The sequence below is a fragment of the Staphylococcus sp. TE8 genome (genome assembly GCF_000692055.1).
In the GTDB taxonomy this organism is placed as follows: Bacteria; Bacillota; Bacilli; order Staphylococcales; family Staphylococcaceae; genus Staphylococcus; species Staphylococcus capitis.
In genome coordinates this window covers 188,403-201,682 of record NZ_JMGB01000002.1, presented here as the reverse complement: position 1 = coordinate 201,682, position 13,280 = coordinate 188,403, and the positions used below count along the sequence as shown (strand labels likewise).

Genomic DNA, 13,280 nt, shown 5'->3' with positions numbered 1-13,280 from the left:
ACACACGACTTCATGATTCACTTTGAAGTCGTGTGTTTTTTCACTATTAAGAACATATTTGACTTCAAGTCATAAATATTTTATTTATTAATAGCTTTAAAATTTAAGTAGCTATTTTAATATTATCTGATATAATTAAGTGATGTCAGATGAAGGGGAGTTTGCATTATGGCTCTATTCAAGAGAAAAATAAGTTTACCAACGCAAGTTATTATTGCTTTGGTACTAGGTGTCATCGTAGGACTTTTATTATTTGAACAAGATAATTTAGCAAATTATATAAAGCCTTTTGGTGACATATTCTTAAATTTAATAAAAATGATCATTATTCCGATTGTATTCTGTGCACTTGCTTTGTCTATATCGAATTTAGGGGATTCGAAAAAGGTAGGCAGTTATGGATGGAAAGCAATCCTTTACTTTGAAATTATAACGACAGTTGCTATTGGGTTAGGTATTATAATTGGTAACCTGTTCAAACCAGGTGCCGGATTAGATTATAATAAACTACCTAAAGGTGACATTTCTAAATATCAATCTTCTGCACATTCAGCTGAACAAGCTTCTACATACGGTAATCATTTAATTGATACTATTGTAAATATTGTGCCAACCAATCTATTTGAATCATTAGCTAAAGGTGATTTATTACCAATTATATTCTTTGCAGTATTTTTTGGTTTAGGTCTCGCAGCAATAGGAGAAAAAGCTGAACCAGTTAAAGGTTTTCTAAGTGGCACATTAGAAGCAGTGTTTTGGATGATTAATAAAATCTTAAAACTTGCTCCAATAGGAGTATTTGCATTTATATGTACAACTGTTATGACATTTGGAGTATCAGCTTTAGTTCCATTATTAAAACTTCTATTAGTAGTAGTTGGAGCAATGATTTTCTTTGTTGTAGTTGTATTAGGAATTGTTGCTCGAATGGTTGGAGTTAGTATCTTCTCAATCATGAAAATTTTAAAAAGCGAGTTGTTACTAGCATTTTCAACTTCAAGTTCAGAAGCAGTATTACCAGTTATTATGAAGAAAATGGAAAATTTTGGTGCGCCAAAAGATGTAACGTCATTCGTTATTCCAATAGGTTATTCATTCAACTTAGACGGATCCGCATTATATCAATCAATTGCAGCATTATTTGTAGCTCAAATGTATGATGTACATTTATCGTTAACAGAACAAATAGTGTTAATGGCTACGTTAATGATTGCTTCTAAAGGTATGGCTGGGGTTCCAGGTGTTTCTATTGTAGTTTTATTAACAACATTAGGCTCTATGCACTTGCCAGCACAAGGTCTTGCATTAATTATCGGAATTGACCGATTACTAGACATGGTTCGCACATGCGTTAACGTAATGGGTAACGCTTTATCAACGATTGTTGTTGCGAAATGGGAGAAGGTATACGATAAAGAAAAAGGCCAAAAGTATCTTAATTCACTATAAAAATCTATATCTGACATTTTTTTTAGCGAATCTTAAAACTTAAGTTTTTAGATTCGCTTATGCATTTGTCGCAAGACAAATGAAAACAATATACATAAATAAATTAAAAAGACCTTGAGGTGGGGAACATTATTCCACTTCAAGGTCTTTTTAATTCTTTCAATATTCGTTTACATGCCGTGGTTCATGCCTTTCATATCATGAATTTTAGACATTAAACCATGAGGTACATCATCGTGTTTTACTTTTTTAACTTTTGTGATTTTTCCTGACTTTTCATCTTTAAAGATCATTACAAAGTCTTCTTTTTTTACAGAAACATTAGCGTTCGAAGGTAATTTAACATTCTTTTCAATTTTTTCATCTTTTTCGCTAATCATTTTATCTATAGTAGTACTATTTTTCATAATACCGTAGTATGTATCTTTTTTACCACCTACCATCATCATAATGACAAGTACGATACACAGCACAAGCATAATTGCGATAAGTCCAAAACCTAAAGCTTTTTTATTTTTCATAGTTGAATAAAACTCCTTTATTTTTGTTACTTCATTTATACAGAACTTGAGATTACATTGCAATCATATTTTCAAAAATCACGAAATAAAACACTTTCAAAATTCATAAAATTATAATATTTAAAACGTAAAACTTGGCTAATATATAAACTATTTTAGTATTTTAAAACATTCGGAATAGATAACTAAATTGAAAATACGTCTTTATTATTCTTCTTACAAATATATTAAACCTTACTGGTAAGGCCACCAATATACAGAGTTTCTTACAAAAGAAATTTTAAAAACAAATAGGGAGAGGAACAAATCAATGTCATTGTCCTCTCCGGTATCTTTTAAAATATTAAATTTCAATTGTGATAGGAGTATCTAACTCATCATCATTCATTAATTTAATTGATTTAGGAATTACTTTTAAGACGCACAATTCTGGATCTTGTTTAGAATCGAAGAATGTCTTATCTTGTGTTTCCCATAACCAATCAATGACTTTCTGATCTTTAACTATTTCAATTTGAGCATCAATTTCAACAAAGCTATTATTAGTTGTCTCATTGTAGCCTAAAAGAATGTAAGCGTGTGGATTATCTTCAATTTCATCAACTTTTACTGAATTGATACTAGTTTTAGTATATAAAGTTAAATCATCATTATAGAAAACCATATATCTACTATTAGGTTTGTTATTATAAGCAGTTGATAATACGCCAACTTTAGAAGTTTCTAATACTTTTTCAATTGCTTGAGTTGCTTTTTGTTTATCCAAAATCATCATCTCCTTAATAGTTACTATATCCATTCATTGATGATGATAAACTCAGACACTTGTAACACTTAAATGGGTTTAAAACATATATATTTAACTTCATCATGCTTCAAAGTCATTTGGAATGGTTTGTTGTTTTCTTCTTGAATAGCTAATTCTGTTTTAGGGCGATTACATTTATCTAATTCTTCAAGTATATTACGTTCTATATATAATAATTCTTTGCTTTTAGGAAGTAGATTTTGGATTGAACCGTGCTCATTATTTAACGTTTTTATAATAATGAGTGAATTCTGTTTTAAATTATTTTTGAAAATGAACTTCTGTTTACTATCAGATAAATAACGATCATTGATTTTATTAAATAATAAGATATGATAATTTCCATCTTTACGGCTTATTAGATAGTTATTCCCAAGTTCTAAAGGTTCGTCGACAAATGAATCACCCATTTTATAAATGTGCATTAAAGGTAAAGGGCTACCATAATTGTTAAATAAAGCTATATATTGTGAGTGATCGTCGATAAGTTGATAACTTATGCCACCACCGTATCTCATAAGGGCGATAAGGTGACATACTAAATCTGATAACTGTAATGGATTAGTGCCATTATTAGTATACTTAAAACACTTAAGTGATAAATTATTGTATACAAAATTTGTAGTTGGAATTCCTGAATCTAGCATAAATTGCTTGTAATTTTCAAAATGAGTAGATGAATGATGATATGTCTTACGTTTGGTTAATAACAAATTTTTAGTTTCAAGATTCTCAATGTCAATGAAATAGTAATCAAAGTTAAGACGTTTCATTATATCGTAAGTTTGATCAATGGAAGGCGAATCACGAAGTAAACCTTCAACGGTGATACCATACCTAATTTCACGATTTTTATTTTTAATTTTTAAATGGCATAAATGGATTTCGTTTACAGTCATATATTCTGAATTAAAAACAAGCATGAGTTTAACTAGCTTTTTATTATTCTTATAATCTTGATTGCTTTGTAAAAATGATAATATGATTTGATTAATTGCTTCAAATTGTTGCGTAGAATTAATTTGCATTGCTAGACCGATATCCATTTCGAATAACTTTTCAAAACAACGATTTAACAAATTAAGGTTAATATGACTAATTGCGATATCGTTAATATCTTGGATAAATACTACGGGTTGTGGCAAATAAGAGAAATCGATATCGTAGTACTCGTTAAAAACGAACTGGAATAATTTGTTAAAGTTTTCAAATCGGATAAATGCTTTAGAGCTTTTGGTATGATCTTTAGGATTAAATTGATTAAGATCTATCTCAGTAATTTCAGTTGCTAATTGATCATTAAATTCAAATTGATTGATTAAATCTTTGTAATCTAAAAAATGAGTTTGGCTAAAATCCATTACTGGATTTAATGAAATTTTAGAGATCATAGAACGGAATTGTTTGGGACTAAAGCCTAGATGATTTTTGAATTGATTAGTGAAGTTCGTATGACTACTAAAACCAGAGCGTTCAGAAATCGCATTGATTGAATCATCTGTAGATAATAGCAATTTTATGGCATAAATGACTTTTAAACTTGTAAAGTAATCTTTAAAGTTCATATTTAAGTAGCGAACAAATAAATTTGAACAATATGATTCAGAAATATTACAATAATTTGCAACTTCGCGTAATGATAACGTATCTGAAACTTTGGAATGAATGTAGCTAAGTCCTTGGATAAATATTGGATGATTGATAGCAACTTGAGGGATATATTTTTCCTTGTATCTTATCACTGTTTCCTTAAATAAAGTCTGAATAATTTTTGAAATAGCTTGAGTATCTTGCTCTTCTTCGTTCATATAATGATGAATTGATTGTAAAATAATATTTTTTACAAAACCGCTAGATTGAAGTAAATGTCGATCAAAATAACATTTGAAGAAATTTTCATCCTCACTATAGAAATAAAATACAGGAATAGAGAGCATAACCAAGTTCGAGGATTGATTTACATAAAAAATATCAGCTTGATTAATAATAGCAATATGATTATCTAAATCTTTAGTTTCACCATTAATCGTAATTTCTAGATGATTTGTAAGTGAGAACATTAAAATGATTCGATTGATATTTCGAGTTGGGGGTGAATGATACTGTTGATAAATATTTAAATGACATGTCATAATTCGGCACTGTGCTCCTTATAGAATAATAAATGTTATTATAATCGATTCGTCTTGAAATAGTAATAGAGAAATATAAAAATTTTTCCTTGTAAAGTTAAGCAACCAATCAAAAATTATAAGTAGCACACAATACAAATAATTATTTAGAAATATAGAGTTCTTATTTTGAAAATTTTGGATAGAGTGCAAACGAATTTTTTAGTACATAATAAATATAGATTTCGACCCAATTGAAATTCTAAAAAGAAGTTAATGTAAATTTTTAGACGATTTGCGATTAATTTTATAGTGAATTAATTTTTGGATGGAAATCGTAGCAATAAATGTACTATGTATGTTAATACATCAAGAATCAACAGCATAAAGAGAGAGACAACAAAGAATAGCACACATTTTCTATTATTTAATTGTTTAACTATACTAATAGAATAAACAACTAGAAAAATTCAGTTATACTTAATAATTTTCTCGAAACTTATTCATCAACCAACTCAAGTTAAGTCATCTAGAAAGAAATGACACCATGGAATAAGAAGAATGCATAACATCGAAGAATAAGATCAACAAGAATAAAATTCATTCTTCTCAAACATCAGGAATCAACATCAAGACTAATTAATGTTAAGACAAATTATTGAAACACATGAAATACTTACTATTTCAACAACAGGAATCAACATCTATGCACATTAAAGTATAATCGATCAACAACAATTGTTTAGTAGCAACAATTAGAAAATTTTTAATTAAAATTACTCTCCCCCGAAGTACTATTAAATTAAAGAAATATATTTCGTGTAGTGTCATGGTAAAGTTTTATATTTTATTAATTATCAGCTTAATGTTTTAATTATTCGAATGACATAGCTATAAGGCAAGATATTCCATTAGTGTTTTATTAACAAGCCTTAATGCTATTACAGTGTGAAACAACTTTGACAATTACTCTTTTTAGAAATAATATAACACGTACATTATTGCGAAAGACTTAGGTGTTTTCACCTAGGTCTTTTTTTATTTAGTATTGTACTTTCTTGAAGGTATTTAATGTCATACTTATTAGCAAGTTGACTCAAATAACTTAGTAGGGCGTCCAATTCAATTTGATGATTCATAAAGTCATCCTTTAACATCAATGCCTTATGTTTTTCATTATCAGTTGCTATATTTTTAAAATAACCCCACATGTGTTCATAGGCATTAATAATTGAGCCAGTTGTTGGAGAATGATTAATTGCTTCATTAATTTGAAATTGTACTTCCTCAAGAGAGGGTGATTCTTTTAGCAGTGCTCTAATTTTGTTATAGGCATTTTGATCATGTAGTAATACGCGATATTTCTCTTCTCGCCAAAGCTTTTCTATTTTTCCACGTTCTTTCATTAAATTATTCACCTCATCTTATATTATTAAGGTTACCCAGAAGTTAAGTTTCTAAATTAATATGATTACTAATAAACGATTGATGAGCTATTGCGTAAAAGTTTGGAACCGGTTACAATAAAGTTAAATAAATGGAACCGGTTTCTAAATAAGGAGGCTTATTTAATGAGCTATAAGAAATCTGCTGAAGATATATTACAAGCAATAGGTGGGGAAGAAAACCTTGATGCTATTGCACATTGTGCTACAAGATTAAGATTAGTTCTTAATGATGAAAGCAAAGTAGATGAAGAAACGCTAAATAATATGGATGTAGTAAAGGGAACTTTCTCAACTGGGGGACAGTATCAAATCATTATTGGATCTGGGACTGTTAACAAAGTATTTAATGAATTAGAGAAAATTACTGGCAAAGAGGCATCAACGACATCAGATGTTAAAGATAAGTCGACTAAAAATATGAATCCTTTACAAAAATTTGTGAAAATGTTGTCTGATATATTTGTTCCTATTATTCCAGCAATTGTAGCTGGTGGTTTATTGATGGGATTGAATAACATTCTAACTGCCAAAGATTTGTTCTATAAAGGACAATCATTCATTGATGTTCACAGTCAATTTGCTGGCTTGGCTGAAATGATAAACGTCTTTGCAAATGCACCATTTACTTTACTTCCTATTTTAATAGGATTTAGTGCAGCTAAACGTTTTGGGGGTAATCCTTTCTTAGGTGCCGCACTAGGCATGATATTAGTTCATCCTAGTTTAATGAGCGCTTATGATTTTCCTAAAGCAGTGGAAGCAGGGAAAGCTATTCCCCATTGGGATATTTTTGGATTACATATTAATCAGGTGGGCTATCAAGGACAAGTGCTTCCCATGTTAGTTGCTGCGTATATTTTAGCTACAATTGAAAAGTGGCTACGTAAAGTGATACCGACTGTTTTGGATAATTTACTGACACCATTGTTATCTATATTTGTTACAGCTTTTATCACATTTTTATTCGTTGGACCTATTACACGTCAATTAGGATATTGGTTATCAGATGGACTAACTTGGTTGTATGATTTTGGTGGGGCTATAGGAGGCCTCATATTCGGCTTACTTTATGCACCAATTGTAATTACTGGCATGCATCATAGCTTCATCGCAGTTGAAACGACCTTGATTGCTGACGCCACTAAAACGGGAGGTTCGTTCATCTTTCCAATTGCTACTATGTCTAATGTTGCTCAAGGTGGTGCAGCCATTGCAGCATTCTTTATAATTAAACATAATAAAAAACTAAAAGGTGTGGCATCTGCAGCTGGAATTTCTGCATTATTAGGTATTACGGAACCAGCGATGTTTGGTGTCAATCTTAAATTAAGATATCCATTTATAGGTGCTGTTGTGGGATCTGGATTAGGTTCAGCTTATATTTCATTTTTCAAAGTGAAAGCTATTGCACTGGGTACTGCAGGTTTACCAGGATTTATATCTATTAATCCAGCGCATGCAGGTTGGTTACACTATCTCATAGGTATGATGATTGCCTTTATTGTGTCAATCGTTGTTACATTTGTTTTATCGAAAAGAAAGACCTATAAAGCTGCAGCTAAATAATTAAAAAGTCCCGCTTGAATTTAAAATCAAATTCAAGTGGGACTTTTTAAATAAAATATGATTTAAAGCTTTTGTTTACGCCATAAATAGATACTCACTATTGCGACAAGTATCAATGATATACCTACAACGATTACCCATGAGACATAACTATGGTCGTCTATAGGTAATGGTACGTTCATACCGAAGAAACTAAACACGAGCGTAGGAAGAGTAAGTAGTACAGTAAACAGTGTTAATGTCTTCATTATTGTATTCATGTCGTTAGATAATAATGAAGCATAGGATGTTGTAATACTTTCAAGGATACGTTGATGTAATTCGGTTGTTTCAATAGCTTGATTATTTTCGATTACTAAGTCTTCAAGTAATTCTTCATCTTCTTCAAAACGTTTGATTGCAGGTAAACGAAATAGTTTTTTAATAATTGTATCATTACCTTTTAATGCCGCTAAGAAATAAACTAAGCTTTTTTCAACTTCCATAAGTTTAAATAATTGTTTGTTAGTAATGTTATTCTTTAAATCTTTCTCGATACGAATTCGCGATTTATTTAATAATCTTAAATTTCTATTATAGTGATTTGCAATTGTTAATAAAATTTCAAGTGCAAAGCGACTATGAAATTTTAAATTAATATCATCTTGTCTTGCAAAATTTTCAAGAAATTCATTTTCGGCATCACAAACGGTCATGATAATGCCATTACCTATAATGATACCTAGTGGAATAGTAACAAACGAAAGTACGCGACGGTTTGTAGAGTTGACAATAGGTAAGTCGATAATAATGAGTGAATAGCCAGTATCTTCGTCATATTCTATACGTGCACTTTCTTCAGAATCTAATGGGTCACGGATAAAGTCCTCTGGAATGTTGTAGAATTCCATTAATTCTTCAATTTCTTCACGTTCAGGTTCAACAACGTTAATCCAAGACGCGCTATGATCCACTTTAGTTTCAATGATTTCATTTGAATTTATACTTTCATGTTTATAAGCAGTAATCATAACTATAATTCCTTTCAAAGTCTTCTATATTCAATTTGATTAACAGTTAGATAGTATTTGAACGATTAAGTTAGGCATGATTCATTTTATATTTATATTCTGCCATAATTCGTAATGGTCCATTATAAACAATTTTATAAATATGATGTGTTAATTCATCAACTGAAATACGATTTCGGTCTAAAACCCAATATTTAATAGTATTTATTGTAGCGCCTGCGACATAGCTATGAAAATACATCTCTGGTATACCATCTATTTCATGATTAATACTCATATATCGATTCATATTTTGTTTAATTAATAAACTTATTTTCTCTTCAAGTTTACTTCGACGATCTAACTGTAGAATGATTTGATAAAAATCTAAATTATCATCTATATGTTGAAGGATTTTAGTAAGAACTCTATCTATAAAGAGTTCTGAAATAGCTTCAACAGTGTCCCCATCTATTTGATTAAAATCCGTTAGATGAGCTAGCTCTGAAATACACTCATCTTCCATATCTGAAAGCAACATATATTTATCTTCATAATGTAAATAGAAGGTTCCTCTATTCACATCAGCTTCAGTTGTAATATCTCTAATCGTAATTTTATCGAGCTCTTTGTATTGTAATAATGTTGTAAATGCCTGCTTAATGGAAGATTTTGTCTTTCTTATTCGCCTATCTTCTTTCAATTAAATATAACCTCCCAATGATTTAATAGACAATTTACAACAAAGTGTTCAATAACAGACGTATTTTATTAAATTGATTATTGTTAAATTGTTCTTACCTATTATAATAGACAACGTAAAAAATATTCAACACATTGTTCAATAAAAAAAGGAGGTCAATTCATGAATATCTTTAAAAGCAAATTATTATGGTTAGCACCAATTGCTGCGATTTTAATCTTAGTTATTTTTTCACTAGCATTTTATCCAGCATTTAATCCAAAACCTAAAGATTTACCAATTGCCATCGTCAATAATGATGAAGGTACAACTATTCAAAGTAATAAAGTTGATATTGGTAAGAAAATAGAAGATAAATTATTAGATAGTGATTCAGATAAAATTAAATGGGTTAAAGTTGATAAAGAATCTGATTTGAAAAAAGGATTCGATAATGAGAAATATTATGGGGCAGTTGTATTTGAAAAAGACTTTTCAAAAAATGCAATGAGTAAAACTCAAAAAGTTGTTATGGATAGTAAAAAGTCAGAGATGAAAGAAAAAGTTGAATCTGGTGAAATTCCAGCACAACAAGCTCAAAAAATGAAAGAAAAAATGGGTAATCAAAGTGTTGATGTAAAACAAGCAAAACTTAAAACGATTGTAAGCCAAGGTTCAAATTTACAAGCATCAAACATTGTTACAAATGTACTATCAGGTGTCGGACAAAACTTAAATAAACAAATTACTAAACAAATTACTAAACAAAGTTTATCTACACTTCAAAAACAGAACGTAGATGTAAGTCCTAAAGATATCCAAGGCATTACTAATCCAGTTAAAGTTGATGATCACAAAGTAAATAAAGTTAAAGATCATCAAGGTGGCGGTAATGCACCATTCTTAATGTTTATGCCAGTTTGGATGGGCTCAATGATTACTTCAGTGTTATTATTCTATGCGTTTAGAACTAGTAATAACTTTGCGATACAACATAGAATTATTGCATCTGTAGGACAAATGGTAACTGCAGTACTTGCAGCTTTCCTAGGCAGCTTTGCATATGTGTACTTTATGAAAGGTGTATTAGGATTCCATTTCGATCATCCTAATAGAGTTGCTTTGTTCATTGCTCTAGCAATAATGGGATTTGTTGGATTAATACTAGGAATTATGGTTTGGTTAGGTATGAAATCTCTACCTATCTTCATCTTACTCATGTTCTTCAGTATGCAAATGGTTACTTTACCAAAACAAATGCTTCCAGAAGGATATCAAAAATGGGCTTATGGATGGAATCCATTTACACACTACACTACTACACTCAAAGAGCTTATTTATATGAATAAAGCAATTGAGTTAAACAGTACAGTTTGGATGCTAATTGGCTTTATGATTTTCGGTATCATTTCAAGTTTAATCGCAGCAATAGTTAGAAAACATAGTACTAAACGTACTGAAATACCTTCATAATATGAATTAAACAGCGTTAGTTTATAATGAGCTAACGTTGTTTATTTAGTAGTTGATAAAGAAGAGTTGCTTCCAGAAGTATAATTTTAAAAGACAAGTTTAAGAGACGTTAGAGGATAAGGTTTCTTACTTGTCTTCTTTTTTGTCGAAATAGTGAAAAATTAGAATTGTTATTGTTAAGTGGAAATGTAAGCTATATTATTGGGAACAGGGCAAAATTTAAAAGCACATATATGGGGAGGTTTCAATGTTAGTACATAGTAGAATGACAAAGTACATGATTGCATTGATAGTTATAATATTAATGACATTGGTTCCAGCCTTTCAGCAACAAGCTTCTGCACATGCAACTTTAGAAAAAACAACACCGCAAGATAGAGGAGTTGTTAAAGATAAACCAGAAGACATACAGCTGGAATATAATGAGCCAGTCAATGCAAAGTATTCAAATATAACTTTATATAATGATAAAGGTAAAAAAATAAGTGAAGTTAAACCTACAACTTCAGGATGGTCAAAAACTTTAGAATTTCCTGGAGATCAAATTGCTAAAGGGACAAATACAGTTGAATGGCATGCGATTTCAGCAGATGGTCATGAAGTGAGTAATAAATTTGAGTTTTCAGTAGGCAAGGTGACTGCTAAAAATGTTGATACCTCTGATTCTTTTTATGAACAACCAAGCTTTTGGTTTGGTATATTTAGATACCTTACAGAAGGTGCAACGATTATTTTAGTTGGCTTGTTCTGGATGAATGGTATTGCTAAACGTCGAGGATTAAAGCAATTTAACATATTACCTAAACAGGTCGGTGTCGCATGGATAATGGGGATGTCGATTCTTATGTCGATACTCGTTTATATGATGACACTCACATCAGATGTGTTAAACGATATTTTATCTTTTAAAGCTAACGTCATTATGCAATTTCCATATATCATTAGTTCAATTGCGCTTATTGTATTATTTATATTAATGGTTCTTAAAGATATGGAAAAATTATGGTACTGGCTTGTGTCGTTTGCAATGATATTAGCTATAGCAATGTCTGGTCATGCGTGGTCACAACATGTGCCACTTTGGTCTATAGTAATTAGAACGCTACATTTAGCAGGAATGACACTATGGTTAGGCGTGTTAGTCTATCTGATTTGTTACGCTAAAAATGGACGTGGCAATCAATTAACAAATGTTAGACATATGCTTTTGAAAACGAATATTACAGCGGTAGCTATATTGATAATTTCTGGTGTCCTGATGGCTATTGATGAAACGAATGTCTTAGCTATATGGAATAATATACAAGCTTGGACAGTATTTATCATTATTAAAGTGATTGGTACATTAATCATGATGATTTTAGGATTTTACCAAACATACCGTGCTTTAGGTAAAAGAAATCATGTAAACAAAGTAACTCTATTTACAGAACTTATTATCGGCATTATTTTAATTTTTGCCGGTGTGATGATGAGTCAAATTAATATCCCAAGTTGAGGAGGAAAATCATGTTACGCAAATTGATATCAATGACAATTGTTTTATTTTTTGCGATTGGATGTTTTAAATACGCCGATGCGCACGTGACACTAAATCCCAACCAAAGTGAACCAGGATCTTATGACAAATATGATGTGAGGGTTCCAGTTGAGCAAGATAATAACACTGTCAAAGTTGAATTGAATGTCCCTAAAGGTGTCAACGTAGCAAACGTTGCACCTGTTGAAGGATTTAAACATCAATTTAAAAAAGATAAGAAAGGCAATATCACAAAAATTACATGGAAAGCTACTGGTAAAGGAATAGGACCTAACGAGTTTATAGAATTTCCGATTGTAGCAGCTAATCCTGAAGATGAGGGCACATTTAAATGGAAAGCATATCAAACGTATGATAACGGTGATGTTGTAAAATGGACTGGTAAAGAAAATAGCGAACATCCTGCTCCAACTACTACTGTGAAAAAAGGTGCAAGTTCAAATGGTAATAAATCTGAAGCATCTACTTCAAATGGTGGAGGCTCAATCGCTTTATGGATTGTGTCCATCTTTGCAATAATTATTTCATTAGTTGCTCTATTTAAACATGCACGCAATAAAAAATAAAGAGCTCAAAAATTCCTAAAAAGTTTACTTTATCTTTTTAGGAATTTTTTGTAATCATCTATATTCTTCGTGATTTTGTCACTTTAATATTTAGTAATATGTTCTATAATATAACCGTGAGGGAGGA

11 protein-coding genes are annotated in these 13,280 nt (G+C 30.5%); 5 read left to right on the top strand and 6 right to left on the bottom strand.

Annotated elements, in window-relative coordinates:
- Positions 1-168: 168 nt before the first annotated feature.
- Positions 169-1,449, top strand: coding sequence for a cation:dicarboxylate symporter family transporter (locus CM54_RS07410; protein ID WP_037550260.1), 1,281 nt, complete (start codon positions 169-171; stop codon positions 1,447-1,449).
- Between the two features lie 170 nt (positions 1,450-1,619).
- Here the strand turns inward: CM54_RS07410 and CM54_RS07405 are convergent, their stop codons facing one another.
- The 4 genes from CM54_RS07405 to CM54_RS07390 all read right to left on the bottom strand — a co-directional run bounded on the left by CM54_RS07405 (position 1,620) and on the right by CM54_RS07390 (position 6,295).
- On the bottom strand, positions 1,620-1,970 hold the full coding sequence (locus CM54_RS07405) for a DUF4889 domain-containing protein (RefSeq protein WP_002432288.1): 351 nt from the start codon (positions 1,968-1,970) through the stop codon (positions 1,620-1,622).
- A gap of 343 nt (positions 1,971-2,313) precedes the next feature.
- A complete protein-coding gene (locus tag CM54_RS07400; RefSeq protein WP_443027719.1) occupies positions 2,314-2,742 on the bottom strand; it encodes a pyridoxamine 5'-phosphate oxidase family protein in 429 nt (142 codons plus the stop codon).
- Between the two features lie 62 nt (positions 2,743-2,804).
- Complete coding sequence (gene rsp / locus CM54_RS07395) at positions 2,805-4,910, bottom strand: AraC family transcriptional regulator Rsp (protein ID WP_037550254.1); 2,106 nt, start codon at positions 4,908-4,910, stop codon at positions 2,805-2,807.
- A 1,001-nt stretch (positions 4,911-5,911) separates the two neighbouring features.
- A complete protein-coding gene (locus tag CM54_RS07390) occupies positions 5,912-6,295 on the bottom strand; it encodes a UV damage endonuclease UvsE (RefSeq protein ID WP_023351217.1) in 384 nt (127 codons plus the stop codon).
- A 165-nt stretch (positions 6,296-6,460) separates the two neighbouring features.
- On the opposite strand from CM54_RS07390, the gene CM54_RS07385 reads away from it, so the two are divergent.
- Positions 6,461-7,903 (top strand): sucrose-specific PTS transporter subunit IIBC, encoded by a 1,443-nt coding sequence (locus CM54_RS07385; protein WP_002432683.1) that lies wholly within the window; start codon positions 6,461-6,463, stop codon positions 7,901-7,903.
- Positions 7,904-7,965: 62 nt separating this feature from the next.
- Here CM54_RS07385 and CM54_RS07380 read toward each other — a convergent pair whose 3' ends face one another.
- Together CM54_RS07380 and CM54_RS07375 are read right to left on the bottom strand one after the other, a co-directional pair.
- Complete coding sequence (locus tag CM54_RS07380) at positions 7,966-8,913, bottom strand: magnesium transporter CorA family protein (RefSeq protein WP_002432912.1); 948 nt, start codon at positions 8,911-8,913, stop codon at positions 7,966-7,968.
- Between the two features lie 70 nt (positions 8,914-8,983).
- Complete coding sequence (locus CM54_RS07375) at positions 8,984-9,595, bottom strand: TetR/AcrR family transcriptional regulator (protein WP_037550251.1); 612 nt, start codon at positions 9,593-9,595, stop codon at positions 8,984-8,986.
- Between the two features lie 162 nt (positions 9,596-9,757).
- On the opposite strand from CM54_RS07375, the gene CM54_RS07370 reads away from it, so the two are divergent.
- The 3 genes from CM54_RS07370 to CM54_RS07360 all read left to right on the top strand — a co-directional run bounded on the left by CM54_RS07370 (position 9,758) and on the right by CM54_RS07360 (position 13,153).
- Positions 9,758-11,047 carry a YhgE/Pip domain-containing protein gene (locus CM54_RS07370; protein WP_037550248.1) on the top strand — a complete coding sequence of 430 codons (1,290 nt, stop codon included), beginning with the start codon at positions 9,758-9,760 and terminating at the stop codon, positions 11,045-11,047.
- Positions 11,048-11,294: 247 nt separating this feature from the next.
- Positions 11,295-12,545, top strand: coding sequence for a copper resistance CopC/CopD family protein (locus CM54_RS07365; protein ID WP_037550245.1), 1,251 nt, complete (start codon positions 11,295-11,297; stop codon positions 12,543-12,545).
- 11 nt (positions 12,546-12,556) lie between these two features.
- A complete protein-coding gene (locus tag CM54_RS07360) occupies positions 12,557-13,153 on the top strand; it encodes a YcnI family protein (RefSeq protein WP_037550230.1) in 597 nt (198 codons plus the stop codon).
- The last annotated feature ends 127 nt before the right edge of the window (positions 13,154-13,280 follow it).

Bases quoted from the DNA above. Each gene is read 5' to 3' on its own strand.
- CM54_RS07370 (WP_037550248.1), top strand. From the start codon at position 9,758: ATGAATATCTTTAAAAGCAAATTATTATGGTTAGCACCAATTGCTGCG.
- CM54_RS07405 (WP_002432288.1), bottom strand. From the start codon at position 1,970: ATGAAAAATAAAAAAGCTTTAGGTTTTGGACTTATCGCAATTATGCTT.
- CM54_RS07390 (WP_023351217.1), bottom strand. From the start codon at position 6,295: ATGAAAGAACGTGGAAAAATAGAAAAGCTTTGGCGAGAAGAGAAATAT.
- CM54_RS07365 (WP_037550245.1), top strand. From the start codon at position 11,295: ATGTTAGTACATAGTAGAATGACAAAGTACATGATTGCATTGATAGTT.
- CM54_RS07360 (WP_037550230.1), top strand. From the start codon at position 12,557: ATGTTACGCAAATTGATATCAATGACAATTGTTTTATTTTTTGCGATT.
- CM54_RS07410 (WP_037550260.1), top strand. From the start codon at position 169: ATGGCTCTATTCAAGAGAAAAATAAGTTTACCAACGCAAGTTATTATT.
- CM54_RS07385 (WP_002432683.1), top strand. From the start codon at position 6,461: ATGAGCTATAAGAAATCTGCTGAAGATATATTACAAGCAATAGGTGGG.
- rsp (WP_037550254.1), bottom strand. From the start codon at position 4,910: ATGACATGTCATTTAAATATTTATCAACAGTATCATTCACCCCCAACT.
- CM54_RS07400 (WP_443027719.1), bottom strand. From the start codon at position 2,742: ATGATTTTGGATAAACAAAAAGCAACTCAAGCAATTGAAAAAGTATTA.
- CM54_RS07380 (WP_002432912.1), bottom strand. From the start codon at position 8,913: ATGATTACTGCTTATAAACATGAAAGTATAAATTCAAATGAAATCATT.